Origin of the sequence: Mechercharimyces sp. CAU 1602 (genome assembly GCF_024753565.1) — a bacterium.
Taxonomy (GTDB): Bacteria; Bacillota; Bacilli; order Thermoactinomycetales; family JANTPT01; genus Mechercharimyces.
The window spans coordinates 990,528-1,016,139 of the sequence record NZ_JANTPT010000001.1 but is presented as its reverse complement, the minus strand read 5'-3'; the positions used below and the strand labels follow the sequence as shown (position 1 = coordinate 1,016,139).

29 protein-coding genes and 1 tRNA gene are annotated in these 25,612 nt (G+C 44.3%); 3 read left to right on the top strand and 27 right to left on the bottom strand.

The window, feature by feature from the left end:
- Positions 1 to 7: 7 nt before the first annotated feature.
- A complete protein-coding gene (locus tag NXZ84_RS05295; RefSeq protein WP_258839220.1) occupies positions 8 to 787 on the bottom strand; it encodes an SDR family NAD(P)-dependent oxidoreductase in 780 nt (259 codons plus the stop codon).
- A gap of 251 nt (positions 788 to 1,038) precedes the next feature.
- Here NXZ84_RS05295 and NXZ84_RS05290 point away from each other — a divergent pair, with 251 nt between their 5' ends.
- Positions 1,039 to 2,949: an SBBP repeat-containing protein gene (locus NXZ84_RS05290; protein WP_309495597.1), complete on the top strand. Its 1,911-nt coding sequence runs from the start codon at positions 1,039 to 1,041 to the stop codon at positions 2,947 to 2,949.
- A gap of 71 nt (positions 2,950 to 3,020) precedes the next feature.
- Here the strand turns inward: NXZ84_RS05290 and NXZ84_RS05285 are convergent, their stop codons facing one another.
- From NXZ84_RS05285 to spoIVA, 15 genes are all read right to left on the bottom strand, one after another.
- Positions 3,021 to 3,920 carry a metal ABC transporter permease gene (locus NXZ84_RS05285; RefSeq protein ID WP_258839219.1) on the bottom strand — a complete coding sequence of 300 codons (900 nt, stop codon included), beginning with the start codon at positions 3,918 to 3,920 and terminating at the stop codon, positions 3,021 to 3,023.
- Positions 3,917 to 5,188: a metal ABC transporter permease gene (locus tag NXZ84_RS05280; protein WP_258839218.1), complete on the bottom strand. Its 1,272-nt coding sequence runs from the start codon at positions 5,186 to 5,188 to the stop codon at positions 3,917 to 3,919. The genes NXZ84_RS05285 and NXZ84_RS05280 overlap by 4 nt, the downstream gene beginning before the upstream one ends.
- On the bottom strand, positions 5,188 to 5,961 hold the full coding sequence (locus tag NXZ84_RS05275; protein ID WP_309495594.1) for a metal ABC transporter ATP-binding protein: 774 nt from the start codon (positions 5,959 to 5,961) through the stop codon (positions 5,188 to 5,190). The genes NXZ84_RS05280 and NXZ84_RS05275 overlap by 1 nt, the downstream gene beginning before the upstream one ends.
- A gap of 15 nt (positions 5,962 to 5,976) precedes the next feature.
- Positions 5,977 to 6,903, bottom strand: a complete 927-nt coding sequence (locus NXZ84_RS05270; protein ID WP_396654008.1) for a metal ABC transporter solute-binding protein, Zn/Mn family — start codon at positions 6,901 to 6,903, stop codon at positions 5,977 to 5,979.
- A 182-nt stretch (positions 6,904 to 7,085) separates the two neighbouring features.
- Positions 7,086 to 7,433, bottom strand: a complete 348-nt coding sequence (gene crcB / locus NXZ84_RS05265; RefSeq protein WP_258839217.1) for a fluoride efflux transporter CrcB — start codon at positions 7,431 to 7,433, stop codon at positions 7,086 to 7,088.
- A complete protein-coding gene (locus NXZ84_RS05260; protein WP_258839216.1) occupies positions 7,433 to 7,822 on the bottom strand; it encodes a fluoride efflux transporter FluC in 390 nt (129 codons plus the stop codon). Before NXZ84_RS05260 ends, crcB begins: the two co-directional genes overlap by 1 nt.
- A gap of 164 nt (positions 7,823 to 7,986) precedes the next feature.
- Positions 7,987 to 8,433, bottom strand: coding sequence for a nucleoside-diphosphate kinase (ndk, locus tag NXZ84_RS05255; protein WP_258839215.1), 447 nt, complete (start codon positions 8,431 to 8,433; stop codon positions 7,987 to 7,989).
- Positions 8,434 to 8,559: 126 nt separating this feature from the next.
- Positions 8,560 to 9,552 (bottom strand): polyprenyl synthetase family protein, encoded by a 993-nt coding sequence (locus NXZ84_RS05250; protein ID WP_309495592.1) that lies wholly within the window; start codon positions 9,550 to 9,552, stop codon positions 8,560 to 8,562.
- 17 nt (positions 9,553 to 9,569) lie between these two features.
- Positions 9,570 to 10,313, bottom strand: coding sequence for a demethylmenaquinone methyltransferase (locus NXZ84_RS05245; protein WP_258839214.1), 744 nt, complete (start codon positions 10,311 to 10,313; stop codon positions 9,570 to 9,572).
- 3 nt (positions 10,314 to 10,316) lie between these two features.
- Positions 10,317 to 11,072: a heptaprenyl diphosphate synthase component 1 gene (locus tag NXZ84_RS05240; protein ID WP_258839213.1), complete on the bottom strand. Its 756-nt coding sequence runs from the start codon at positions 11,070 to 11,072 to the stop codon at positions 10,317 to 10,319.
- An 81-nt stretch (positions 11,073 to 11,153) separates the two neighbouring features.
- A complete protein-coding gene (locus tag NXZ84_RS05235; protein WP_258839212.1) occupies positions 11,154 to 11,636 on the bottom strand; it encodes a hypothetical protein in 483 nt (160 codons plus the stop codon).
- A 124-nt stretch (positions 11,637 to 11,760) separates the two neighbouring features.
- Positions 11,761 to 11,837, bottom strand: a tRNA-Pro gene (locus tag NXZ84_RS05230).
- 88 nt (positions 11,838 to 11,925) lie between these two features.
- The gene (gene folE, locus NXZ84_RS05225; RefSeq protein WP_258839211.1) at positions 11,926 to 12,504 is read right to left on the bottom strand and encodes a GTP cyclohydrolase I FolE; all 579 of its coding nucleotides are present in this window, start codon (positions 12,502 to 12,504) and stop codon (positions 11,926 to 11,928) included.
- Between the two features lie 186 nt (positions 12,505 to 12,690).
- Complete coding sequence (locus tag NXZ84_RS05220; RefSeq protein WP_258839210.1) at positions 12,691 to 12,966, bottom strand: HU family DNA-binding protein; 276 nt, start codon at positions 12,964 to 12,966, stop codon at positions 12,691 to 12,693.
- A gap of 257 nt (positions 12,967 to 13,223) precedes the next feature.
- On the bottom strand, positions 13,224 to 14,702 hold the full coding sequence (spoIVA, locus tag NXZ84_RS05215; RefSeq protein WP_258839209.1) for a stage IV sporulation protein A: 1,479 nt from the start codon (positions 14,700 to 14,702) through the stop codon (positions 13,224 to 13,226).
- Positions 14,703 to 14,761: 59 nt separating this feature from the next.
- On the opposite strand from spoIVA, the gene NXZ84_RS05210 reads away from it, so the two are divergent.
- Positions 14,762 to 15,031, top strand: a complete 270-nt coding sequence (locus NXZ84_RS05210) for a hypothetical protein (protein ID WP_258839208.1) — start codon at positions 14,762 to 14,764, stop codon at positions 15,029 to 15,031.
- Between the two features lie 19 nt (positions 15,032 to 15,050).
- Here the strand turns inward: NXZ84_RS05210 and NXZ84_RS05205 are convergent, their stop codons facing one another.
- On the bottom strand, positions 15,051 to 15,755 hold the full coding sequence (locus tag NXZ84_RS05205) for a hypothetical protein (protein ID WP_258839207.1): 705 nt from the start codon (positions 15,753 to 15,755) through the stop codon (positions 15,051 to 15,053).
- Between the two features lie 12 nt (positions 15,756 to 15,767).
- Positions 15,768 to 15,929 (bottom strand): hypothetical protein, encoded by a 162-nt coding sequence (locus NXZ84_RS05200; protein WP_258839206.1) that lies wholly within the window; start codon positions 15,927 to 15,929, stop codon positions 15,768 to 15,770.
- A gap of 146 nt (positions 15,930 to 16,075) precedes the next feature.
- Between NXZ84_RS05200 and NXZ84_RS05195 the strand changes: the two genes are divergently transcribed.
- A complete protein-coding gene (locus tag NXZ84_RS05195; protein WP_258839205.1) occupies positions 16,076 to 16,879 on the top strand; it encodes a hypothetical protein in 804 nt (267 codons plus the stop codon).
- Positions 16,880 to 17,067: 188 nt separating this feature from the next.
- Here NXZ84_RS05195 and NXZ84_RS05190 read toward each other — a convergent pair whose 3' ends face one another.
- The 9 genes from NXZ84_RS05190 to ypeB all read right to left on the bottom strand — a co-directional run bounded on the left by NXZ84_RS05190 (position 17,068) and on the right by ypeB (position 25,600).
- Positions 17,068 to 18,084 carry an NAD(P)H-dependent glycerol-3-phosphate dehydrogenase gene (locus tag NXZ84_RS05190; RefSeq protein WP_258839204.1) on the bottom strand — a complete coding sequence of 339 codons (1,017 nt, stop codon included), beginning with the start codon at positions 18,082 to 18,084 and terminating at the stop codon, positions 17,068 to 17,070.
- 19 nt (positions 18,085 to 18,103) lie between these two features.
- A complete protein-coding gene (gene plsY / locus NXZ84_RS05185; protein ID WP_258839203.1) occupies positions 18,104 to 18,697 on the bottom strand; it encodes a glycerol-3-phosphate 1-O-acyltransferase PlsY in 594 nt (197 codons plus the stop codon).
- A gap of 29 nt (positions 18,698 to 18,726) precedes the next feature.
- Positions 18,727 to 20,043: a ribosome biogenesis GTPase Der gene (der, locus tag NXZ84_RS05180; RefSeq protein WP_258839202.1), complete on the bottom strand. Its 1,317-nt coding sequence runs from the start codon at positions 20,041 to 20,043 to the stop codon at positions 18,727 to 18,729.
- 99 nt (positions 20,044 to 20,142) lie between these two features.
- On the bottom strand, positions 20,143 to 20,340 hold the full coding sequence (locus NXZ84_RS05175; RefSeq protein WP_258839201.1) for a capping complex subunit for YIEGIA: 198 nt from the start codon (positions 20,338 to 20,340) through the stop codon (positions 20,143 to 20,145).
- Positions 20,341 to 20,355: 15 nt separating this feature from the next.
- On the bottom strand, positions 20,356 to 21,243 hold the full coding sequence (locus NXZ84_RS05170; RefSeq protein ID WP_258840340.1) for a YIEGIA family protein: 888 nt from the start codon (positions 21,241 to 21,243) through the stop codon (positions 20,356 to 20,358).
- A gap of 112 nt (positions 21,244 to 21,355) precedes the next feature.
- Positions 21,356 to 22,513 carry a 30S ribosomal protein S1 gene (rpsA, locus tag NXZ84_RS05165; RefSeq protein ID WP_258840339.1) on the bottom strand — a complete coding sequence of 386 codons (1,158 nt, stop codon included), beginning with the start codon at positions 22,511 to 22,513 and terminating at the stop codon, positions 21,356 to 21,358.
- Positions 22,514 to 22,683: 170 nt separating this feature from the next.
- Positions 22,684 to 23,271, bottom strand: coding sequence for a lysophospholipid acyltransferase family protein (locus NXZ84_RS05160; protein WP_258839200.1), 588 nt, complete (start codon positions 23,269 to 23,271; stop codon positions 22,684 to 22,686).
- Positions 23,272 to 23,274: 3 nt separating this feature from the next.
- Positions 23,275 to 23,946, bottom strand: coding sequence for a (d)CMP kinase (gene cmk, locus NXZ84_RS05155; RefSeq protein ID WP_258839199.1), 672 nt, complete (start codon positions 23,944 to 23,946; stop codon positions 23,275 to 23,277).
- Positions 23,947 to 24,259: 313 nt separating this feature from the next.
- Positions 24,260 to 25,600, bottom strand: a complete 1,341-nt coding sequence (ypeB, locus tag NXZ84_RS05150; protein WP_258839198.1) for a germination protein YpeB — start codon at positions 25,598 to 25,600, stop codon at positions 24,260 to 24,262.
- Positions 25,601 to 25,612: the final 12 nt, after the last annotated feature.

Below are 25,612 nucleotides of genomic sequence, written 5' to 3'. Positions count from 1 at the left end.
GCACATACTATGAGCGCGCATCTTGAGATCGACGAACTACCTTTGTCACTACTTTACGCGGTAACATTTGTCCTAAACGGATAATGAGTCGATTCGAAAACCCAGGAACCGTTAATATCTTCCCATTTTGAAAACCATCATAACCAATCTGTGCTACTTGTGACGCGGTCATTGCTGATTTCATCACTTTAGAAGCATCCCAACTTGCCCGTTCTGGAAAACCAGTCTTCGTGGGGCCTGGGCAAAGAGCACTTACCTTTACTCCCGTCCCCTCTAATTCATTAGCTAGCGCTTGTGTAAACGAAACAACAAATGATTTTGTAGCGTAATAGATGGACATTAGTGGTCCCCCTGGTAAAAGACCCACCACCGAGGCTGTGTGAAGAATCCCTCCATATCCCCTTTCCACCATATCAGGAAGGAAGAGTCTGGTTAATGCTACTAATGCTTTTACATTAACATCTACCATGTTTAATTCGCTCTCTAAATCCTGCTCCACAAACGAACCAAATGAACCAAAGCCGGCATTGTTAACTAAAATATCCACTTGCTTTCCACTCTGCTTCATCTGTTCATAAATGCGAACTGGTGCCCCTTCATCCCCAAGGTCCTCAGCTAAAACCTCTGCTTGCACACCATATTGCTGCTGTAATTCTTGTGCTAACTTTGCTAAACGATCTTCTCTACGCGCAACCAAGATAAGATCATGATTATTCCTTGCAAACACCTTAGCCAGCTCTTCCCCTATTCCACTTGAAGCACCTGTAATTAAAGCAGTCTGTTTCATCATTGGTTCCTCCTATAATATCATATGTTTAACCGTTTAAACACATGATATTATAGGGAGAGAATGTTTGTCAATCACAAAAAAATTGGACAAGTTTTGTGTTCTGCCTAAACAAAAGTTGATTTGATGACATAGCATATATCCCATACAGCGATTATTTAGAACGCTTAAAAGGAAGTGAGACGGTTGTGCATAATTCTATCATCGGTATGAGTAACATAGAGCCTCTTCCCTGTAGAGGCCCCTTTCACTTGAATTACCAGAAAGATGGCTTACTATTAACAAGTTACAAAGTGAAGCTATCTTTTTGTCATCCGCAAGCTGATGTCAGAATCCAGATGGGAAAAGAGAAAGGAAGCGCCCATTATTTTGGCTTATGGACAGGTGTAGATGCCGTCTTTCGCCACCATACAGATGGATTTAAATACGAATTTATCGTACACCCTGGAACAGATCCCAAGAAGGTTCAGTTAACTTATGAGGGCAATGATCAATTGATCTTATCGAATTCAGGGGAATTGTGGATCCAAACACCCTCCTGCCTCCTCATTGAAAAACAACCGGTTAGTTTTCAAGAGCAACAAGAGATTCCGACTCGATTTGAGCTAAGAGATGATGGAACCATTGGATTTGAGATTTTAGAAGATTACGATCAAAGCTTACCGCTCGTCATCGATCCATTGGTCGTCCTTTATTCTACCTACCTAGGTGGGAATGATGATGATCTTGGTTTAGGTATCTCCGTAGATGGCAACCAGCATGCTTATGTGGTAGGAGCAACTCAGTCAACAAACTTCCCTATTACAACAGGTGCTTTTCAGACCAACCTCGAGGGAGAAAGCGATGTATTTGTAACAAAAATGAGTGTCGATGGGATGTCCCTTCTTTATTCTACTTACATCGGCGGATCAGATACCGATCAAGGCGGGGATGTGGCAATTGATATGGAAGAAAATGCATATATAACCGGTTTAACATGCTCCACCAACTTCCCCATAAAGAATGCGATTCAATCCATCTATGGAGGAGGCATAGGGGATGCGTTTGTGACGAAACTTACCCCTGATGGCTCATCTCTCGTTTACTCTACGTTCCTAGGAGGACGCGATGAAGATCTAGGTTTTAGTATTGCACTTGATGCCTCTGCAGCCGCTTATCTCACCGGTATTACTTCTTCCGCTAATTTCCCCATCACAGCAGGTGCCTTTCAGACTCTCCCACAAGGAGAAGCAAATGCATTTGTATCCAAAGTGAGCCCGGCAGGTACATCACTCGTTTATTCAACTTATCTCGGAGGGGATAACGAAGATCAAGGTAGGGGAATTGCAATTGATACCAATAATCAAGCTTTTGTCACTGGATGCACAAATTCTACTAATTTCCCTATCACAGCAGGTGCCTTTCAAACGGTTTTTAGGGGGTTAGAAAAAGCTTTTGTTACCAAGTTGAATGATGAGGGATCATCCTTAATTTACTCTACCTACCTAGGTGGAGAGAGTAGAGATAGTCTGGAAGAAGGGTTAGCTCTTACCATCGATGCATTTGGCTCTGCTTATGTAACCGGTCAAACGGGCTCAACTGACTTCCCTACATCAAATGGTGCCTTTCAAACACAGCTGAGTCCTGCGCTTAATAAGGCATATGTGACAAAGTTCACTCCACAAGGAAACAACATTGTCTATTCAACCTATTTGGGAGGAAATGTGAGAGATTTTGGGAATGCAATCGCATTGGACCCGTTTAACAATGCTTGGATAGTGGGTACCACCACATCGAACGACTTTCCTATTACCTCAGATGCCGTTCAACGTAATCTGCGAGGACTATCCGATGCGTTCTTTACGCTCGTCAGCTTTGCTGGAACAGGTATTTTATACTCAACCTACTTCGGGGGAAGCTTAGCTGATACCGGGAGAGGGGTAGCAGTCGGAAGGCAAAACCGCATTTTTGCAACCGGGTTTACGTTCTCAACCGATTTTCCAATTACACCGGGGGCTTTCCAATCCGTATTTGGTGGAATTATTGATGCGTATGCCGTAAGCATTGGCAGTCAAGGTGTGACAGGAGCAACCGGTCCAACGGGTCCAACAGGCTCACGTGGACCACGTGGGCCACGTGGGGCTAGAGGCCCGCGTGGATTAGGAGAGGGAGAAATAAGTTAACTAAAGAGAAATTTGTATGAGAAAAAACGGTTACTCCTCCTTGCATGGAGGAGTAACCGTTTTGTTTTGCATCATCCGTTAGCATTCTCTGTTTCTAATTGATTTCGTAACTGTCTTTGCATCCACCAGCGGGTGAGAACCCCATGTTTAGGTGAGAACAAAAACGCAATCACAAACAGCACTGCAGCCATCGAAGTCATACAACCCGCAATAGAGGCATCTATTTGTTGTGCCATAAAGTAACCACCAGCTGAACTTATGAAGCCAATAATGACACTAAGCCAAAGCATAACAGACAGACGATCCGTCAGTAAGTAGGCAGTAGCCGATGGAACGATCAGCATAGCCACAACTAAGATTGCACCTACACTTTCAAAAGAAGCGACCGTAGTAACAGAAACCATGCCCATAAGTAAATAGTGAAAAAGCATAACCGGGATGCCCAATGTTGCCGCGAGAGCAGGATCAAAAGCACAAAGTTTAAACTGCTTATAGAACAAGAGAATCAACCCTAAACTAAAGAGGAAGGCAGCCCCAATTCCCCAAACGGCCACTGGTCCTAAATCTAAACCAAATAGTTGCCATGTGTCCCAAGGAACATAAGCGATCTCTCCATAAAGAACACAATCCAGATCGAGATCTACTTGACGTGAGAACAAAGAGACTAAAATAATTCCAATGGCAAACAAGGATGTAAAGCTAACACTGATTGCAGCGTCCGATTGAACACCTTGCCCACGTAACATCTGAATTATAATGGTGCACAAAAGACCAAAAATAGCAGCCCCGATCAACATCGGCAAAGGATCTCGACTTCCACTGAAAAGAAAAGCAAGCACGATTCCAGGCAGGATGGCATGGCTGATCGCGTCTCCAATCATCGCCATACGACGCAGGATGAGAAAACAGCCTAGCATGCCACAAGCAGCAGCGACGAGACCGCCAGTGAGGATAATCCAAAAATCACTCATGAGGTTGCCCTCCTCTCTTGTAGCTGTGGATGCCACTGTGGTTCATATTGATGTTGAACAAGCAATTGATGCAAACGTTGTTTGATTTCATCGGGGATATACGATTGTGAGATCTTTTCTCGTACTGGATATTCTCCTTCAAGATCGCTTTCATGCATTAACCACATTTCAAACATACGTTTTTTTAAGACAACTTCGTATGCCATGTGAAAACCTTCTTCACTCAGCTGGACAGTCTGTTCAGAAGAAGAGAAGGTAAGGAGTTCTTCTTTTTCGAGTTCCTTAAACTGACTATTCGACGGACGCTTCGTTTTAGGAATGTCCGAGAGCGAAAGCGAGAGGCTTTTCGTTTCCAATGAAAGCAGGAAGAGTTGTTCCAACATTTGATTGTGTGCCACTTGTTTTCGTGTACGCAAATGGTGAATCCATTTAGCCAACAACCCTCTCTTAGGTGCAAAAATCATGGAAACGATAAACATCGTGGTCGCAGCCATAACGATCAGGGGACCGGTAGACAAATTGTAACCCAAAGCACTGATCCATGTTCCCAATACGCCAGATAAAGCACCCATGACTGCCGAAATGATCACCATCAAGTGGAGTTTTTCTGTCCAGTAACGAGCAGCGGCAGCAGGAGTGATAAGCATAGCCGCCATCAAAACAACACCGGCAACTTGCAAGCCAATGACAACAGCAATCACTAGAAACAACATTAATAGAAAGTCCAGTCCTCTCAATGAGAAACCGATGCTCTGCCCAAATTGGGCATCAAAGCAAAGAAGTTTCAACTCCTTAAAAAACAGAAAGCAGAGCATAAGCAAGACCACAGAGATAATACTCATCATAGTAACATCGCTGGGAACCATGGAAGCCGATTGTCCGAATAAGAATTTATCCAGACCAGATTGATTGCCATCATTACTATGTTGAATTTGCGTTAGAAGTACAATTCCAAAACCAAAGAAGACAGACAGCACCAGTCCCAAGGCAGTATCTTCTTTGATGCGAGAATAACGGGTAATCCATTGAATACAAAGAGACCCTAGTACACCGGTAAAGATGGCTCCTAAGAGAAAGGCAAACGAATTCTTAGATCCGATCAGCATGAAGGCTAGGCAGATTCCAGGTAGTGCAGCATGAGCGAGGACATCGCCCATAAGCCCTCGCTTACGCAAAAAAGCGAAACTACCGAGGACTCCACTACAAAGCCCTAGTAGGGTTGTTCCCGAGAGAACCCACCATGCATTAGGGTCCATAAAGATCGACATCATTTGCGATCACCTACTATAGCCAACTCTTCTGCTCCTGGAATAAATGTGAGTCGACCCCCATACGTTTTTTGGAGATTTTCCGGTGTGAAAACCTCTTTGGTGGGGCCGCACGCAACCAGACGCATGTTAAGAAGTAAAACGGAATCAAAATACTCAGGAACCGTTTGCAGATCGTGATGAACAACCAAAACCGTCTTTTTCTGTGCCTTCAGCTCACTAAGAACCTGAATAATCGCTTTTTCCGTAGCTGCATCCACACCCACAAATGGTTCATCCATAAAGTAAATCTTTGCATCTTGTGCTAATGCACGGGCTAAGAAAACCCGTTGTTGTTGTCCACCTGACAACTGCGAAATTTGCCGCTTAGCAAGAGCGTCGATGCCCACTTTCTTAAGGCATTCCATCGCAATTTCGCGATCTTTCTTTTTTGGTCGGCGAAACCATCCCAGGTTTCCATACCGCCCCATCATAACAACATCAAGTACATCAGTGGGAAAATCCCAGTCTACAGACTCCCGTTGGGGAACATACCCAACTAGATGGCGCTGCTCATCATAAGACTTCCCATAGAAGGAAACACTCCCACTAGCTAGAGGCAAAAGTCCTAACACAGCTTTAATAAATGTAGATTTACCGGCCCCATTTGGACCAATGATCCCAATTAATTCTCCTTCAGGAGCATCATAACCAATATCTCGTAATACCGGCTTTTTGTGATAGGCAACAGAGAGCTGCCGTACCGATACCGGATGTATGTTTGTTTCACTCATGGTAAGTCTTCCTTTCTACTTCAAAGCTTCTACTAGGGTATCCACGTTGTGACGTACCATCCCAAGATATGTCCCTTCTTCTGTTCCTTCTTCACCCATAGCATCAGAGAAGAGTTCACCACCAATGGTAACCTCATGACCTTTGGCTTTAGCACCTTCAACAACCGCTTCGATGGATCGTTTGGGAACACTCGATTCAATAAAAACAGCTTTAATTTCACGGTCAACTAATAAATCTACGATCTTCTGTACGTCTTTTAATCCATATTCAGAAGCTGTGCTAATTCCTTGCAAGCCTACGACTTCCATCCCATACGCCTCGCCAAAGTAAGTGAACGCATCGTGTGCAGTAACCATAACGAGCTGATCTTCTGGGATGGTGGAAATCTGCTCTGTTACGTATTGATCCAGATCTTCGAGCTTTTTAAGATACGCCGTTGCTTGTGCTTCGTAATCTTCTTTATGTTCCGGATCCTGTTTAATCAACCCATCGCGAACGCTTTCAACAGCAGTCATCCACAGTTGGACATCAAACCAAATATGAGGGTCGTAAGCTCCATCGACTGTTTCTAATAACTGACTATCCCCAACATTTTCTGCGATCGCAATCACAGGTTTATCACTCGCCATTTTTACTAAAATATCCCCCATCTTTCCTTCAAGGTAAATTCCGTTATAAAAAATGATATCCGCTTGATCCAGTTTTCTGATGTCGCCCTGCGAAGCTTTATATAAGTGTGGGTCTACACCTGGTCCCATCAGACCCGTAACCTCTACATGTTCGCCACCGACGTTTTTAACCGCATCTGCAATCATGCCTGTCGTCGCTGTAACTTTTATTTTTCCATTGTCACTATCCGAGTTAGTAGAGCCGCAAGCACTAACAATCAGCATCATGACTGCCATGCAAGCAACACCCAACGTACGGTTCCAATTTTTCATTATTCTCTTTCTCTCCCTTGTTTCAAATAGCCATGCACAAATGATCATTTATGACTATAACAAATTTTATTTGCAAAGCACATATAAGTTGCATAAGTGCAAAATAAATTCTAAACCCATTAAACCATGGAGGCGATACCTTGTCAATAAGTATTTAGAGAATACAGGTGATCCCCTTATCTCTAAAGCAGATATCCCACCCAAGCTGCACAGATGCTCAAAACATAGGTCAAGATGAAATATAAAATAGAGAGCGTCCACTTTCTATCCCGCCATAAATAGACTGTTTCCAACTGAAAGGTTGAAAATGTTGTGAATGAGCCAAGAAAACCTACTCCGACTAACAAATACATCTCATCAGATCCGAATATTTCATACAAATATCCCAATAGAAACGAACCAAGCACATTGACAAGTAGTGTTCCCAACGGAAATGGACTTGTAGAAGAAAAATCGTTAAAAAAGCGGCTCATCCACCATCGCAAGAGAGCACCCCCAAACCCTCCTAAAGCAACCAATACAATCTTCATCATATCTCCTCTCTTTTCTTTTTCGTACTCCCGAGCTTAAATCCCACCAGGACGAGCAACAGACCACCACTAAGACTGAGGAAACCATAAAAACATACAACCAATACGTCCCCCTGCTGAAATAGCTGCACCATTTCCACACTAAATGTAGACATCGTGGTAAATGAACCGATAAGCCCTGTTCCAATCCCTACTCTCAGCTCCAACGCCAGCTTAAGATATTGGTTAGTCCACACAATAAACCAAGCGAGTAGAAAGCACCCTAGCCAATTTGTCACTAGTGTCGCCAGCGGAAAAGAGACACCTACCTGAGCAATACCTAACGATAACAAATAACGTAAAGTAGCGCCCACCATTCCTCCAATCCCCACACTCCACATGATTTTCATTTTTACCTCCTGATCTTAAACTGCATGCCGCAATTTACCTCATCTATTTTATTAGTTTGTGTAGCAAACTTGTTTACATATTATGAGAATACATGTAAAAAAGCCGATGACTCCTCCAGGAATCATCGGCTTTTTCTCATATAAAAGGATTTGACGAGTTTCGCTTAGTAAATCCACTCATCCATCGTTTTCGTAAACACATTTAGTTCCTTTTCATCAAAGAACAACGAGATTTCACGCTCAGCACTGGTGGCCGAGTCAGAACCATGAATAATATTCATACCAACACTAATCCCAAAGTCCCCACGAATTGTACCAGGCGCTGCTTCTTTGGGGTTGGTTTTACCCATCATTTGACGTGCGGTAGCAATCACATCGTCACCTTCCCACACCATCGCAAAGACGGGTGCGGAAGTGATAAAGTTGACCAATTCTCCAAAGAAAGGGCGCTCTTTATGCTCACCATAGTGCTCTTTCGCCAATTCTTCAGGAATCGTCATCAATTTTGCACCAACGAGTTTAAATCCTTTCTTCTCGAAACGAGCTACGATTTCACCAATAAGACCACGCTGAACAGCATCTGGCTTTACCATTAAAAATGTTTTTTCCATTACACTCATCCTCCATGACATGATTCATCTATATAGATGATCTCTTTTCTTTTCATTATTAATTGGTCGTTATGTAACCAAAGGGCATTTTATCAGAAAAACGGTGCGAAGGCAAACAAAAACCTATTAATAGGAACGCTGTTCTATAAATCGCGCCAATTGCTCTAATAGATCCCGTGCATGGCAAGCAGGCATTTTCTCCAACAGAGCAAAACCTTTTGCCAAATAACGCTGAGCTAGCTGATTAGTATAAGAGATACCTCCAGAATTGCGCACCGCCTCAATCGCCCCATCAATGGCAGACAAACTGTGATCCCCTTGAACATAGCGCAACACAGGATTTCGTATTCGCCCATCGGCACAGTGAATGGCATAGATCACTGGTAACGTGATATTCCCCTGACGTAGATCGCTAGCGGCAGGTTTACCTAGTGATTGGTCATCACCCGTAAAGTCAAGAACATCATCGGTCAGTTGAAACGCCATCCCCATGTAATAACCAAAGAGATGAAGGCGGCGAGTCAAGTCAGCTGGAACTTCACTTACTAACGCACCCGTATGAAAACTAACCGCGATCAAAAGTGCAGTTTTTCTTTTGATCCGCCGTAAATACCGTGATGTTGTCTGCTCCCAGCGATAAAAATCCCGAATTTGCTCTATCTCTCCTAAACACATCTCTGTTACCGCCTTTGAGACCACTTGATGGACTCGTGGATCTTCTACTTCTCCTGCTAACGAGAGTGCTTGTCCTAAGATATAATCACCCGTATACATAGCAATCCGATTATCCCATTTCGTTTTTACCGTTGGCTGCCCTCTACGCGTCTCTGCATTATCAATCACATCATCGTGTACCAACGTAGCCATATGAATCAATTCCAGTGGCACCGCTACTTTTTTCAAATTGGCTAAATCATACCGACCAAACTTTCCTGCAAGCAACGAAAAAACAGGCCGCATCCGTTTCCCGCCTGCGACCAACAAATGATTAGCGGACTCATTTAAAAGAGGATGGTCGGTCTGAATCACCCTTGTCAATTCCCGCTCAACCTCACGAATGTCCGCTTCCAAACTACGATAAATGTCATCAAGCCTCATACTATTCACCATCGCCGACATAAGATTGATCCTCGTTCCTATTCACTACATGTTTGTCCTTTTTTTCGCCCTATATGGATCGCCGCAATGCCTCCCGTTAGCGGAGTCACATCGACAATTTCCAAGTCAACTTCATCTTTCATAATATCAGCCAGCTGGCGATAATCCGGAAAATCGAGTAGCGATTCAGGTAGCCAACGATACTGCTCATATCGTTTAGCAACCACTTTGCCAATCAGCGGAAGTACCCGCTGGAAGTAAAAATAATACAAAGAACGAAATAAAGTCACAGTAGGCTTCGATAACTCTAATGAAACCACTTGCCCGCCTGGCTTGACCACCCGCTTCATTTCTGATAAAACCTGGCGCAAATCAGGTACATTTCGTAGAGCGAAACCGATGGTAGCATGATCAAAGCTGTTATCAGGAAAAGGAAGGTGCATCGCATCACCGTGGATCAGTTGTAATTGCTGCTCCAACCCCTCTGTCTCTACCTTCGTTACACCCACTGCCAACATATTTTCGCTAAAATCAAGACCGATCACTTCCCCAGTGCGCGAAGCCTTCGCTAGAGCGATCGCCCAGTCTCCCGTTCCACAGCAGACATCCAATGCGGTATCCCCTGGTTGAACATTCATCTTTTCCATCGTTTTCGCACGCCATACTTTATGCCTTCGAAAACTGAGTACCGAATTCATACGATCATATTTATGTGCGATACTCTGGAAAACATCATGTACAAATTCTTTCTTCGTCTCATGCTGCATCTCTCTTTTTTTCATTGGTCATCCCTCTCGTCCAACGGGTTCCTGGGCCATCGCTCCAAAGCGCCGCTGAATCAGCTCCTGTAAAAAAAAGCGTACATCCACAGATTGTAGCTGGTCGAGTAGAAACATTGCTTTCTTGATAGATAGCTCAGCTTCCTCTTTCATCAACTGAAGCTCTGCTGCTCCCCTTTGCTGTTCCTCACAGAGACAGTCTGCCCAGATCAAGTGATGAATAAGCTCTTCCCAAGTGCCTCTATCTGTACCCGTAAAATATTGTGTGGTTTTAACTAAGATATTACTACGAATAGATGTAAGATAGCTAACCTTTTCCTTCGACGATAATCCATTATATCCTGCTTCTTCTGTTTTCGTATAAAGATCTACTTTTGCTTGATTCATCTGCCAAATCCCTTCAGAGATAAGAGCAACCAAGCTAATTTCCCCTACTTCTGCTAGTCGACGATAAAAAAGACTACTAAAATAGTCACCTGCTAACACCATTAATTGTCTCTTTCGCATTCCGGTCAACGTTTCCTCGCCGTCGACAGAAACATGATCATGAATGTCTAAACCCATCTGTAATAAAATGATGGCAGAACTGACTGCGTTTACACGCTCAGATGCGAGTGATCCACTTTGCACAGCCGCATACACCAGTCCCGTATAAAAATCAGGAATTTGTATCTGCCCGATATTTTTCTCCAGATACGGATGACTAATATCTGCGGCCAGGACCGATCGCACTCCACCCAGTTCTTTATCTATGGATGTCATCTGTGCCCCTCCCCCAACAAGCAACGCACTCTAAACATTTCTCTTAGGTCAGTATAACACAATTCTGCGAGCTCTACAGGCTCAAGGGTTGGTATATCTCACCTCGAATTGTTTTTCCAGCAATTGTTTCGAACGGAGGTGATCTCTATTTTCCATTTGCAGATCATTACGATTAGCTAATACGGTCATCCAGGGTTCATCATTTTCAGCGTGTACACGAATTTGCACGATCTGGATATTGTTTGTCTTTTTAAAGCTACTCTGAATGATTGCCAACAGAGAGTGGTACTCGCCTTCCCCTGCTACCTTTTTCTCTATCTCTATCTCTAATGTTAAAGCCTGATCATCCCATTCTACATGGCGCAGAGGCAGTGTCCAATGTTGCTTAACTATAAAATCAACGAGATTTTCTTCTGATATTTCTTCACTTTCCCTCAAGAAAGAGAAGGTTGGGCGCTCCTGGTCGAGAGGAAACGTCCATAGCGTTGGCACCAAAGATAATAAGAGAGCTAATACAATTGCTATGGAGAGTGACATCACCATCCATCGAGGAAAACGATTCATAAGCTGTCCTCCTTTTCTTCTTGTCTCCATTTTATCGAAACTTTCAGGAAAACATGCCTTTTCTTCGTAATCACCATATATAAATAAAGAGCTCTTCCTAAAGGAAGAGCTCTTTATTTATATATGGTCGGGCTAGCCGGAGTTGAACCGACGACCTCTTGCGCCCCATGCAAGCGCGCTACCAAGCTGCGCCATAGCCCGGCATCAAATATGTATCAAGTGAAGACAAATTCCATTATACCTTCATTTATTGACACTGTCAAGATTTGATACCGGTGTTTACAGCTTCTTAATCGCGAATCAAACTTAATGCTTCGGCTCGTGCGGCAGCATCTTCAGCAAAGATTCCTCGTACTGCAGACGTAACCGTTTTAGAGCCAGGTTTTTTTACTCCGCGCATCGTCATACACATGTGTTCTGCTTCAATTACTACAATTACACCGTGTGGTTCGATTTTACGTGCAATCGCATCCGCTACATCTGCTGTAATACGTTCTTGCAATTGCGGTCGGCGCACCACAGCTTCAAGGGCACGTGCCAGCTTACTTAAGCCAGTTACGCGTCCTCCTTTAGGAATATACCCAACGTGTGCTTTTCCAAAGAAAGGAACTAAGTGGTGCTCGCACATCGAAAAAAACGGAATATCTTTTACTAGCACTAGCTCTTCATGATCTTCACTAAACACGACTGAAAAGTGTTCCTCTGGATCCTGATGCAAACCAGCAAATACCTCTTCATACATACGCGCAACGCGTTTAGGAGTATCTAGCAACCCTTCCCGATCAGGATCCTCGCCTACTGCCTCTAAAATCATACGTACTGCTTGCTCTATCTTGTCGTGATTCACCATGATTGTTGTCGCCTCCATGATATCGGTCCATCCTTAAACACCTATACTTACTCTTTGCTTGTACGTCCCCGATTATATCATAAGTATCTAGCTTCGTGCCTCTTTCTCAGCCCATACAAAAAAGCCCCTGCTGTTGCGGGGGCTTTTTTGTATGGGCCGCATTGTCTATAGCAATGCGTCTATGTACCCAAGAGGCAAACGAGATTAACCGTTTACTTCGTCTTTTAGTGCTTTACCAGGACGGAATGCTGGTACTTTGCTAGCAGCGATATCAATCTCTTCACCCGTTTGTGGGTTACGACCTTTACGTGCTGCACGATCGCGAACTTCAAAGTTACCGAAACCGATCAGCTGAACCTTATCACCATCACGAAGCGCATCCGTAATAGCGTCGAGAACAGCGTCGACAGCCATAGTAGCATCTTTCTTCGTCATATCGGTCTTTTCAGCTACTTGCGAAATTAAATCTGCTTTGTTCATGTTATTGACCTCCCAAGTATAAAGGAATGCCAGAGAGTAATAGCTCCCCTACCAATAGAGAAACAATCCCTACCAGTCAGCTTTTTCGTCGCGATTGCCATATAATCCGCTGTTTGAAGGCGAATATGGTCAATCTCGCCAGTTCATTGTAATATAGACGTACGGCAAGTTCAAGTAGTTATAGGCAATAAAGCAAAAAAAGCACCCTAAATGAGCGCTTCGATATCATATATGGGACAAACCTGTCCCTTTACTATCTATAAGATAATGGCGATAAGGCCCCCTGATCCTTCATTGATAATACGCTCCAAAGTTTCTTGCAATTTGAAGCGAGCGTTTTCCGGCATCATAGCAATCTTCGCTTGAATACCTTCCCGCACGATCGAGTGGAGAGAACGTCCGAAAATATCAGACTCCCAAATTTGCAAAGGATTATCTTCAAAGTCTCTCATCAAATAGTTGACTAATTCTTCACTCTGCTTCTCAGAGCCAATAATGGGTGCAAATTCCGACTGTACATCCACCTGTATCATATGGATGGAAGGTGCTGTCGCTTTTAAACGAACACCGAACCTCGGCCCTTGTTTAATCAACTCAGGCTGATCGAGCGACATCTCTTCCAATGTAGGCGCAGCCACACCGTAGCCTGTCGTCTTTACCATCTGTAAAGCATCTGCTATCTTATCGTACTCTGTCTTGGCTTTGCTAAACTCTTGCATCAGTTGAAGTAAGTGGTCCTTCCCGCGTATCTCTACCCCAACTACCTCTGTCAAAATCTCATCGTAGAGCTCATCCGGAGCGTATAGATCAATTTCTGCGATCCCGTGTCCCATATCCATCCCTGATAACGCTGCTCGATCGATAAACTCGTAATCTTCAAAGTGATACACCATCTCATCTACATCACGTAGTCGGCGTATATCTTTAACCGTATCGTGAACCGAAGCTTCAAACTCATTTCTGAGCCAATGCTCATCGTCGAGAACCATTACCCAGCTTGGCAGGTTTACATTTACTTCATGTACAGGGAATTCAAAGAGAACTTCTTTAAGAACAGCGAGGAAATCCTCTTCCATCATCGTCGCAACGCTAACTGCCAATACTGGAATGTCATAACGTTCCGCCAATTCATTCCGCAACGCTTGTGCTTCTTCACTATATGGTTGTGTAGAATTTAATAGAAGAATAAATGGTTTCCCTACTTCTTTTAACTCACCTACAATTCGCTCCTCAATCTCTTCATAAGATTCACGTGGGATATCAGTAATAGAGCCATCGGTGGTTACCACAACCCCCATCGTCGAATGCTCTTGAATCACCTTACGCGTTCCCACTTCAGCTGCCTCTTGGAAAGGAATAGGCTCCTCAAACCAAGGGGTATTAATCATCCGCGGACCATGATCATCTTCGTATCCCCTGGCGCCAGCTATGGCATACCCTACACAATCTACAACCCGTACATTGATATCTAATCCTTCACTAACTGCCAGGTTGACTGCTTGATTAGGAACAAACTTGGGTTCAATCGTCGTAATGGTTCTACCCGCTCCACTATGCGGAAGTTCATCCGTTGCCCGTGACCGATCCGCTTCATTACTAATATTAGGGATTACCATTTGCTCCATAAAGCGCTTGATAAATGTAGACTTCCCTGTGCGGACCGCACCGACGACACCCAGATATATGTCTCCTCCTGTCCGTTCCGCAATATCTGTGAAAATATCTATTTTCTTCATTTTTACAGCCTCCTTATTCTCTACCCTGTCGGCGCGAAGCTTTCAAACACTATAAATATATGAGAGGATCCTTGTATTATGATTCTTATGCAGAAAAAAGCTTGCCTATCCCACTCACCACAATAAAAACGAGTCATCCTCACCGGATCACTCGTTTCTGGCGTTTGCTACTCCCTACTACTGATTTAGTACGAAATCCTACGATTTTCACCGAGGCAGATAAACGACCCATCACAAAGATGGCCGGTATGGAAATCAAGTGGAATAACCAGCTTTCCAAACGCACCCACTCCTTCGCCTTTACTTGTCGTTCATCTTATGCCCCATAGTAGCTATATATACACTTTTTTAGTCTCTTTTTTCAACGAAAACTGGATCCCCATCTCGAAAAATAGTAGGAGGTGAATGTGCGGGTACGTAAATAGAAGACTCTAGCAATAATTCTCTCGCATCCGTTCCCTCTTGTATTTTCTCCTTTTGCTGCTGTATGATCTGCATAACATCCATCCGATAATCGACAAATATGCCCCCACTCTTATCCATCACTAAAGGGAGCTGAATTTCTCCCGAATATGAACTAGGAACAGTGACGGGTTCCATGTTAAGTTTGCTAAAATCTACTCGATAAAAGCCGGAACTTACTTCTTCATTTTTAGGCAACTCTCGTTTATCGTTAAGATAACGGTTCACTGCCATCTGAACAGAGGCTACGCTCTGGGAAACTCGAACATCAAACAGCTTCACTGTTGGATCTTTTTCATCTACCAATACAAACAAGTAGTGCCCCCCTTGTTCATAACCAGACGAAGGCGGTTTGGAGCCCAGTTCATGAAAGTTAATTACATACTTTTGATAAAGAGGCTTCTGCTCCCCTCCAGAGCGAATCGGCAAACGCCCATCATTTTGATCAAGATAAGCATCCACTTCCGATTGCACCCGTCCGACATGCTGTAGCAAATCTCCTTCGTTATTGTTTGCCCAGTTAGTTGGATTTCCACAGCCGGAAACCAACATCAGTAATGGGAACAGAACCACCACAAATCGCATATTCATATTCATCTCTCCTTATACCGTCAGCGCGCGCAAACCGAACATCAATGCGGGGAGTAACATCAGAATAGCCACACCCCAAAGTAACCACCGTAACCACTTAAATTTTGTAACACGCGCTACAGCTACAGCTATGTTTATCACTAAAATCAACGTAATGGCAATATAAAAGTCCACTCTTCATCCATCCTTCTCTAAAGAATTCATTTCCATTATAGCAAATCCGCATATACCTACGCATATTGCGGGCGCATGCCTTGCTCGAAACGGGGGGCACAGGAATAGGATGAAAAGACATCAGCCCTAGATGGAGGTCGCGTATTATGAAACAACGTCCCATCGTACAGAAAAGTCCTGCTCTTCACGCTCAGCAAAAAGCCACACCGCAGCAGCGACCCAAAAAAAGACCCCCTGCCAAACCGCGTAACCGGACCACGAGGCCCAGGCGATCCACACCAACACCGCGGTATCAAGCACAATCCCCCCAGCTACCAACAACAAAAGATAAATCCCTCTCTTCGTTTAATTTAGCTAGTCTTTTAGGCAATTTCTTCACAATACGTTCCACTGTACAAGATTTGAGTAGTTCTTTGCAACGTGTGGAGAAAATGTTTGACTCCACTTACCAAATGTTCGAATTTGCACAGAAATATTTTAATAACCAAGATGGTCAATCAACACGCACCCCTACAGAAGAACGAAACGCATATCCACAACCTGACACTCATTCCGATTTTGAAAACCAACCTTTTCCCGACTTTAATCAACCTAGGCGTCCATCTAAACCTCGCCGGCGTCCATCCTCACCTCCCCCATACCCCTATTACGAACAACAACCAGAATCCAACCAGCCTTTCTCCGATTACGCCCCTTCCAATAACCAACAGACCGATGCTGCCCCTCCCTTTCCTTTTTTCCAAGACAATAATAAAGACAAAGGCTCTACCCCAAATCTTCCCCTCTTTCCTCCAAATGAGCAGAATAAGGGAACAAATAAAGGAGGGGGCAGTAACCCGCTTGCTATGCTTAAACTGCTGGAATTCGTCGACCTAGGAAAAATGATGAAACTGATGCAGTCGCCCATTGTAAGAGGAATCATTTCTTCTCTGCTCAAAAGCGGAAAGTAAAAAAGGGGGGTAACACGGATTACCGTGTTACCCCCTTACCATACCTACCCTCATCCATTGAAAACTATCCACTATGTGACCAACTGGTCCCTTCCCTGATCAACAAAGAGCGTTAAGTTATGGTGTTGGTAGGATGTACTACAGCGTATGAAAGTAATGTCCAACTGGTAACAGCCAAAATGCCTATATTAGCCCTTTAAAAGTTCTGCCGCCTCCGAAGTTTTCCCTCTATTCATCAATGCTTCCACCGCCAGACGCGGTTCCATCCCTTCGAATAGCACTTTGTATAAAGCAGTGGTAATGGGCATTTCCACCTCAAAAGAGGTAGCTAAGCGCTGTGTTGCCCGAGTAGTTTTCACACCCTCCACAACCATACCCATCTCTTGTAACACATCCTCTAATGCCTTACCTTGTCCTAGCAGATGGCCCGCACGCCAATTTCGACTATGATGACTCGTACACGTTACCATCAAATCACCTACACCTGCTAAACCCAAAAAAGTAATTGCGTCTGCACCCATTTTCGTTCCTAGACGCGTCATCTCTGCCAGTCCACGGGTCATCAAAGCCGCCTTCGCATTATCACCAAAGCCAAGTCCATCAGACAGTCCTGCTCCCAGAGCGATAATATTTTTAAGGGCTCCTCCAATCTCCACTCCAATCACATCAGGATTGGTGTAAACACGAAAATAGGAGTTTATAAAGAGTGACTGTGCGACACATGCAGTCTGTTCCGAGTGTGAGGCGATCACTACTGTAGTAGGTTGTTTAGCGATCACTTCTTCTGCATGGCTAGGACCTGAGAGGACAGCTACACGATTCCCTATTGATGGTACCTCTTCAACAATCACTTCAGACATTCTTTTTAACGAATCCAACTCAAATCCTTTGGTTGCATGAACAACCAGCGCCTCTTCTCCCAGATATGGACGCACTTCTCTCACTACTGCTCGCAATGCATGCGAAGGAACCGCAACCAATATTAGTTCCGCTCCATCAACCGCGTCCATCATTGACGACGTTGCCTGTAAACCGTCTGGCAAGGAGTGAGTAGGTAAGTACTTCTGATTGCATCTTTTCTCATTGATCGTTGTTACCACTTCAGCATGCCGTGCCCATAACAAAACCTCATTCCCGTTATCTGCAAGCACAGCTGCCAACGCAGTTCCCCAGCTTCCCGCACCCACAACGGCTACTTTTGCCATCCTCTCACCCTCTCACTATTTATTTGGAACCCAACCGATTCTCCTCGCCTCTAATCATTCTGCCAATGTTCGCTCGATGCTGTATATAAGCGAATAGCATAATCATTAAACTAAAGGTAAGTGAATAGTGAAGGGGTTCGTATTGTAGCAACCAGATAAAGAGTGGCAGAGCCGTAACGAACACGAGCGAACCGAGTGAAACGTACTTCGTAAGATAGATGAATACAATAGCAACTAGCCCAGCTAGTAGACCTGCTTGTAAGTATAAAACCGTGATCACCCCTATCGTGGTCGCCACTCCTTTACCCCCTCGGAACTTCATCAAGATGGGCCAATTATGCCCAGCGACCACAAAGAGACCACATAATAAAGGAACGATCTCGTTCCCATCACTTAAGAGAATACCTATCCATACCGCTGCCATCCCTTTTACTACATCAAGTATAAAAACAATGATGGCTAAAGTTTTCCCACCCACACGGAGAGTGTTAGTGGCTCCAGCATTGCCACTTCCATGTTCACGGATGTCAATTCCGCGTACCAAACGTAAAATCCAATAACTAAAGCTGATTGAGCCTAGAGTATAAGCGAGAAATAAAGCCACAAGCATCATGGTTTCTTCACCCCCAACTATATCTGCTATCAGGATTTCTTACGCAGACCAATGCGCACAGGCGTACCGACAAAGCCAAACGCTTCCCGCAATCGGTTTTCTAAATATCTCATATAACTAAAATGCATAATTTCTGGATCATTTACAAAGAGCAAAATTAATGGTGGTTTTACAGATACTTGAGTCGCATATTGAATACGTAAACGCTTACCTTTATCGGACGGTGGTTGCGTCGCAATCAAAGCGTGTTGAATCACATCGTTAAGCGCAGATGTAGATACTCGCAAAGCGTGTTGCTCTGCTACTTGTTGTACAACTGGTAGCACTTTGTGCACACGTTGTCCTGTTTTAGCAGATGTAAAAAGAATAGGGGCATACTTCATAAAGTGGAAATGATCGCGAACCTCTTCTTCCATCCGTCGCATCGTACTTTCATCTTTTTCCACAGCATCCCACTTATTCACAACAAAGATGCACGCTCTTCCTCCTTCATGAGCATAGCCTGCTATCCGCTTATCTTGCTCCGCAATCCCTCGCTCACCATCTATCACAATAAGAGCGACGTCTGCTCGCTCTAATGCTTTTAGTGCTCGTAAGACGCTATATTTTTCTGTCGATTCATATACTTTACCACGCTTACGAATACCAGCCGTATCAATCAATACATACTCCTGTCCATCGCGGGTAAACGGTGTATCAATAGCATCTCGAGTCGTCCCGGCCACCGAGCTAACAATCACCCGTTCTTCACCTAAAATCGTATTGACAAGCGATGATTTCCCTGCATTAGGGCGACCGATCACACAAACACGAATGGTATCAGCATCGTACTCTTCTTCCCCTTCCTCCTCTGGGAAAAGAGCTACCACCTCATCTAATAAATCTCCAGTCCCCGAACCATGTTCTGCAGAAACAGCGATAGGATCGCCAAAACCTAAGCTATAAAATTCATATAATGCTTCCACATGTTTAGGGTGATCAATTTTATTTACTCCTAAAACAACATGCTTTTTCGAGCGATATAACATGTGAGCTACTTCTTCATCCGCCGCAGTAATTCCTTCGCTCCCGTTAACAAGCATGATGATCACATCAGCTTCCTCGATTGCTAACTCTGCTTGATGGCGAATATGATCCAGCATTTCATCCTTGCCGCCCATTTCTAAGCCGCCTGTGTCAATAAGATGAAACGGCCTACCATTCCAATCTCCACGACTATAAATACGATCACGTGTAATCCCAGGCTGATCTTCCACAATGGAAATACGCTCACCTGCGATACGATTAAATAACGTCGACTTCCCCACATTGGGTCGACCGACGATTGCTACTACAGGATACGACATCTTCTTTTACGCTCCTTACTCCTACGAATAAACTTATTTTGCCTCGTCTATTGTATCATACTACGACCTGCTCTAGCCTATCGAAAACAATCCACTATTCTATCCCGCATGACGTACGATAATCATGGTTTCTTCATCTATCTTATGCGCGATTCCATCAAGTATTTTCTCCAAGATAAAAGAGATCGACGTTAATTCATCTGCGTCGCGAGCTACAAAGATGGGGGCTCCGCCCCCCACTTTCTCTTTATTGCTTGTAATAATGGCTAAAATCTTTTTCTCCAGCGTTACTCCCATATACATTCCCCTTTCCTATGGAAATTGATTTGGTAAGTGAACGGCACTCTCCAGTACAGGCACATTGCGAATCACTTGTACTGCCTTCGGCACATTGCGCTCTTGCGGCAAAAATAAAATACCTAATCTTCCATCATCCAAGTCGCGTTTTGAAATCGGGGTTAAAGCCGGTTCTCCTGTATCTCGATATACCCCCAGAATAGAACTGGAGTCATGTAAAATCGCTTGTCGTTGTCCCAAGTTAGATAATGTAATTCGGGCAGAACTATCTGCAGGTTTAGCAATCAATCCAATCCCATTATGTAAAATTTTTTGTTGATTATCTTCCAAACCAATATTCATCAAATAGATATCATCTACATAGAGACTAGCTCCTTCGACCCGTAACTTCCCTTCTACTACTTCTGCTATATCTTCCACCTTCTTGCCCGTCCGGAGCCAGCCTGCAATAGCGAACATAAACACAGCCACCAGAATACCTACCCATAAAGAGGCAAGCGTAGCCGCAAATGCAGTGATGAGAGATGTAAGAATCACTAAATAATTACGACCCTCAAACACCATCGCAATCCCTTCGATATAGGAAGCTCCGCGGGGAACCAATTCCATTTTATCTAGGTTCGAGAGGGTTTCCCGTTCCATATTGCGCACATCACGGAACTGTTGTGCCGCCAAGGTTAAAAAAGTGACGGCGGTATAATTGCGTTCCAACAGCGCAGGAACGGCAATCGCTCCTAAAGCTGCTGCAATCAACGCCAATGAAAGATGGATCAACTGCCCATGAGGATAGGTTGGATATTGCCGATAATCGATACGCAACATACGAATACGTACAACCATTCCCGTAATGATTCCTAATACTACCGCTTGTGTATAGGCGCTTAAACCCAAAACCAAGTCCAGACTCACCCTAACCCCCCCAATCTTTCCACACTTACTTCCTTAGTATGACCGATGACAGGGTGGATCCATACAAAAAAACCAGCCCCTAGGCTGGTTTTTTTGTACTAACTTCTTATTTTAAGCGACGCAGTTGATCACCAAACATATCTCCTAAAGTAATCCCGGAGTTAGAGTTATCATCGCTAGACTGCTCGAACGATTCAATTTCTTTGCGTTCTTCTTCGTGTTCAACCTCTTTAATGCTCAAGCTAATACGCTTTTGCTCTGGCTGCATATCGAGAATCTTCACCTTAACTTCTTGTCCCTCTTCCAGCACCTCTTCCGGTGTAGCAATATGACGGTGCGAGATTTGAGAAATATGAACCAAGCCTTCTACCCCTGGATGCACTTCTACGAATGCACCGAACGAAACGAGGCGGCGCACTTGTCCGCTCACGATGTCACCAGTTGCAATCGAGCTAGAAACAACATCCCACGGCCCCGGCAAGGTTTCTTTCAAGCTCAAGCTGATGCGCTCATGATCACGGTCTACACTAAGCACTTTCACCTTGATTTCGTCTCCCTCAGTGAGAACGTCGGATGGGTGTTCTACTCGCTCCCATGCCAATTCAGACACATGTACAAGACCATCCACGCCACCTACATCAATAAATGCGCCGAAATCCGTCAAGCGTTGAACAACGCCATCTAGCACTTGTCCTTCTTCCAATTGATTTAATGTATCTTGCTTTTTCGTCTCTACCTCATCGTCCAATACTGCTTTTTGCGAGAGGATCAATTTATTTTTTTCCGGATCCATTTCGATTACTTTCAAGCGGAGGGTACGACCTTTGTAATCTGAAAAATCTTCAACATAGTGGCGCTCTACCAGTGAAGCTGGTATAAATCCACGCACTCCAAGATCTACAACCAATCCGCCCTTAACCACATCGGCCACATCGGCTTCAATCACTTCACCTGTCTCTTGTGCTTTTTTCAGATTTTCCCACGCCTGCTCTGCATCAATAGCACGTTTAGATAAGATTAACTTATCCTCCTCATCATTGATACGAAGAACTTTTACTTCTACTTCGTCACCTACGGAGAGCAAGTCTTCTACCTTATCAATATGAAGACTTGATAGTTCAGAGATTGGAATGACACCGTCAAACTTATAGCCGACATCCACCAATGCCTGCCGATCTTCCACCTTGCTTACTTTACCTTTGATAACATCTCCGCGTGTAAGCGATGCCACTTCTGTCATTTCTGACTTCATTTCTTCTTCCACCATGAACGACTACCTCCTCATTTAACATACAAATACTATGATGACTTATCAACTCGCCCTGCCAATCGGCATATGAGCTTACCAATCCAAAGGGTAATCGAGTACCTTCAGTCAGCATGAGGGACGGTTGATACGCCCCCATGGCGAACAAGCTGCTCGCCAATTTATGTTCACATTATCTTCTTCTGCTCAATCGTAGTCGCAATCTGATCCATCACCTTCTGTGCTTTAGCACGTGCATCTAGTTGCACATAAGCGGGATCATGCTTTACATCGATCGGCGCTCCAAAGATAACGCGAATTTTTTTAAACGGATGATAAGGACCTACAATCGCAATCGGTACAATAGGAAGCCCTGCCGATTCTGCGATAATGATCACTCCTGGGCGTGCTCTTCCTAATTCTCCTGTCTTCGAACGAGTCCCTTCAGGGAAGATAAGAAGTGATTTGCCTTTATGCAATTCAGCTACTGCTAACTGAATCGCTTGGTTATCCCCAAGACCTCTCTGCACTGGAAAAGCACCCAATGCCTGTAAAATCTGTCCTACTACAGGGATATCTAGTAGCTCTTTTTTTGCCATAATCGCCAACGTGCGCCGGCCAGCAGCACCGATCACAGGAGGGTCCCAATTAGAGAAATGATTAGAACAAAACACAACTGGATCCTTCTCAGGGATATTCTCAAAGCCTTCTACTTCCCAGCGAAAGAGTACAGCAAATAATGGGCGCATAAAATAACCTAACACCTGATATAACATATGCTACTCTCCTGCACCCAGTTTCGTTCGACACAGCTGTAGGATCTCTTCTACCACATTTGAAATACTAAGACCTGTCGTGTCCACATGGTGAGCGTCAGCGGCAGGTCGTAAGGGAGCGTGAGTCCGGTTTTGATCGGCATGATCGCGAGCACCAATCTCCTCTTTCAACTTCTCATAGTCAACAGGGAGACCTTTTTCTTTCATCTCATCATACCGTCGACGCGCACGTTCCTCGATCGAGGCTGTCAAAAACACTTTCACTTCCGCATTAGGAAAGACGTGTGTACCAATGTCTCGACCATCCATCACAACTCCACTGTTAGCCATCTGGCGTTGCATCTCAATCAAAGCCTGACGCACTTGCGGGATCTTAGCAACAAAAGAGGCATGAGCAGTAACCTCAGACGTGCGGATCTGACTGGTAACATCAACCTCATCGACGTATACCAATGAACCCGATTCAGTCGATTCCAGCGTGATTCTCGTCTCTTGCATCATACGAGCTACGCGATCCTCTGTTAATTGCTCCAGCTGCAACGACTTCCATGCGACTGCCCGATACATCGCCCCTGTATCGATATAGGTTAATCCCAGTTCCTGTGCTACAAGACGAGCAACAGTACTTTTTCCTGCTCCTGCAGGTCCATCAATTGCAACGATTAATCGTTTCATCAAGAGGGTCCTCCAACAACAAAATACAAAGAGCAGGACAAGTCCTGCTCGATAGTGGATGAACTTTATTCGATTGACTCGATTTCAAGTGCAATCCATATCGAACGATAGCAACAACTAGCACAATCCTGATACAACTCCTGCACCCACTATGTATTTCGTTTTACTTGTACTAATCCAAAACAATCAGGTAATAAGATGAAGGATTGAGCTACCTTTACATTCACATTGATAGCATACCATATTATATCAATGACATGCAATCAAAAAAACGGGTTGTTCATGAAGAACATCCCGTTTTTTTCCTCTGCTATTATAAGGAAGAAGCTGCGCTTTGTACCTTTTCCACAAATTCTTCATCCCCAGTAGAGGCATTAATAAATATACGGTACTGGTTACCTTTAATGTTCCCTAAGAATTCATAGCATAGAACAGGATCACCTGTATCCCCATAGATCACAGCTAGGTTATCTTTTTTCACCTGCAATTTCGGACTCACATACGATCGCGCCTTCTCCAAGGTAAGCTTCGGCTTAGCATTCGAGCGATGCTCATGGTTAAATACAAACTCCTCCGCCTGCATACCCATAACCTCTCCATTATCTTCTGCCACTTTAACAACGACCGTTTCCGGATACATCATAACATCACCATCACGGTGAATAAAAGTGAATGCATCCATCTTTCCTGCCTGATCATACGCAACTGCTACCATATTCGTATAGGGAATCTGCTTTAAGAATGCTTCGGCTTTCGCGCGTGTCTGTGCAAGAGTTAACTTGCTCTCTTTCACTTCCCGATCTTTCATCATCCACACCACGTGTCCACCCCGCTTGGTGACATCCACATCCGCTACTCCTGATGGCACCTTCGCTTGCACACTGTAAAACTCATACTCCCCATTCTTATTTAAAGCCACCTTCATCCCTTTTGTGGAATCAAGCCCCAAGACTGCCGCTGTTTTTTTCTTCGCTTCGTCCGCACTTATTTCTTTTCCTTGTAAGTTGGTATACTTTTCACGTTTACGCTGTTCAATATTGTTGGCTGTTGGGCCCCAATCCACCTCGGTGTATTCACTCACAACGCTGTTCACATTTTGAATGCCGTCCACAAGGGGATTGTTTGCCCCTTTCTTCTCTTGTTGCAACGTCTTTTCTGCATCTATCCAGCGCCACCTCTTACTTAGCACATCACTTTGTACCTTTTGTAAATCCTTTTGCACTTTACTGGAACCATCGTACAAGGTATTAAGTGTCTTCCACTCCTGCTCATTGAGCGGCTCTTTGGTTAAGTCCCTCACACCCACTCGGTACGCGAAATCGCCCATCTTGGATACCCATTCTTCCGTCTGATCCAATACTCCTTTACGTAATGGAAGCTGACTTACATCACTTTGTGCAGCATAAGATAAGCGCCATATATTTGTCATACAAGACGATAATTGCTTACGCGTATTAAGTGCTAGTGACTTCCCGAGCTCCTCCTGCAATTTGACCATATGATAATTAAGCTCATGAAAGGAACGCTGATATTGATTTTCTGCACGCACTAGCATCTCACTTCGTTCTTGATACACCTGATAACCCCACACTGCTGTCCCAATAAAGAGAATGGTTGCGATAGGAAAGAGGTAGGCTGCAATCCGCTTATACATAGCAAGCTCTCC

Excerpts from the sequence above, each read along its gene's own strand:
- NXZ84_RS05295 (WP_258839220.1), bottom strand. The coding sequence starts at position 787 with ATGAAACAGACTGCTTTAATTACAGGTGCTTCAAGTGGAATAGGGGAA.
- NXZ84_RS05285 (WP_258839219.1), bottom strand. The coding sequence starts at position 3,920 with ATGAGTGATTTTTGGATTATCCTCACTGGCGGTCTCGTCGCTGCTGCT.
- NXZ84_RS05280 (WP_258839218.1), bottom strand. The coding sequence starts at position 5,188 with ATGTCGATCTTTATGGACCCTAATGCATGGTGGGTTCTCTCGGGAACA.
- NXZ84_RS05275 (WP_309495594.1), bottom strand. The coding sequence starts at position 5,961 with ATGAGTGAAACAAACATACATCCGGTATCGGTACGGCAGCTCTCTGTT.
- NXZ84_RS05270 (WP_396654008.1), bottom strand. The coding sequence starts at position 6,903 with ATGAAAAATTGGAACCGTACGTTGGGTGTTGCTTGCATGGCAGTCATG.
- crcB (WP_258839217.1), bottom strand. The coding sequence starts at position 7,433 with ATGAAGATTGTATTGGTTGCTTTAGGAGGGTTTGGGGGTGCTCTCTTG.
- NXZ84_RS05260 (WP_258839216.1), bottom strand. The coding sequence starts at position 7,822 with ATGAAAATCATGTGGAGTGTGGGGATTGGAGGAATGGTGGGCGCTACT.
- ndk (WP_258839215.1), bottom strand. The coding sequence starts at position 8,433 with ATGGAAAAAACATTTTTAATGGTAAAGCCAGATGCTGTTCAGCGTGGT.
- NXZ84_RS05250 (WP_309495592.1), bottom strand. The coding sequence starts at position 9,552 with ATGTCGGCGATGGTGAATAGTATGAGGCTTGATGACATTTATCGTAGT.
- NXZ84_RS05245 (WP_258839214.1), bottom strand. The coding sequence starts at position 10,313 with ATGAAAAAAAGAGAGATGCAGCATGAGACGAAGAAAGAATTTGTACAT.
- NXZ84_RS05240 (WP_258839213.1), bottom strand. The coding sequence starts at position 11,072 with ATGACATCCATAGATAAAGAACTGGGTGGAGTGCGATCGGTCCTGGCC.
- NXZ84_RS05235 (WP_258839212.1), bottom strand. The coding sequence starts at position 11,636 with ATGAATCGTTTTCCTCGATGGATGGTGATGTCACTCTCCATAGCAATT.
- folE (WP_258839211.1), bottom strand. The coding sequence starts at position 12,504 with ATGGAGGCGACAACAATCATGGTGAATCACGACAAGATAGAGCAAGCA.
- NXZ84_RS05220 (WP_258839210.1), bottom strand. The coding sequence starts at position 12,966 with ATGAACAAAGCAGATTTAATTTCGCAAGTAGCTGAAAAGACCGATATG.
- spoIVA (WP_258839209.1), bottom strand. The coding sequence starts at position 14,702 with ATGAAGAAAATAGATATTTTCACAGATATTGCGGAACGGACAGGAGGA.
- NXZ84_RS05210 (WP_258839208.1), top strand. The coding sequence starts at position 14,762 with ATGAGAGGATCCTTGTATTATGATTCTTATGCAGAAAAAAGCTTGCCT.
- NXZ84_RS05205 (WP_258839207.1), bottom strand. The coding sequence starts at position 15,755 with ATGAATATGCGATTTGTGGTGGTTCTGTTCCCATTACTGATGTTGGTT.
- NXZ84_RS05195 (WP_258839205.1), top strand. The coding sequence starts at position 16,076 with ATGAAACAACGTCCCATCGTACAGAAAAGTCCTGCTCTTCACGCTCAG.
- NXZ84_RS05190 (WP_258839204.1), bottom strand. The coding sequence starts at position 18,084 with ATGGCAAAAGTAGCCGTTGTGGGTGCGGGAAGCTGGGGAACTGCGTTG.
- plsY (WP_258839203.1), bottom strand. The coding sequence starts at position 18,697 with ATGATGCTTGTGGCTTTATTTCTCGCTTATACTCTAGGCTCAATCAGC.
- der (WP_258839202.1), bottom strand. The coding sequence starts at position 20,043 with ATGTCGTATCCTGTAGTAGCAATCGTCGGTCGACCCAATGTGGGGAAG.
- NXZ84_RS05175 (WP_258839201.1), bottom strand. The coding sequence starts at position 20,340 with ATGGGAGTAACGCTGGAGAAAAAGATTTTAGCCATTATTACAAGCAAT.
- NXZ84_RS05160 (WP_258839200.1), bottom strand. The coding sequence starts at position 23,271 with ATGTTATATCAGGTGTTAGGTTATTTTATGCGCCCATTATTTGCTGTA.
- cmk (WP_258839199.1), bottom strand. The coding sequence starts at position 23,946 with ATGAAACGATTAATCGTTGCAATTGATGGACCTGCAGGAGCAGGAAAA.
- ypeB (WP_258839198.1), bottom strand. The coding sequence starts at position 25,600 with ATGTATAAGCGGATTGCAGCCTACCTCTTTCCTATCGCAACCATTCTC.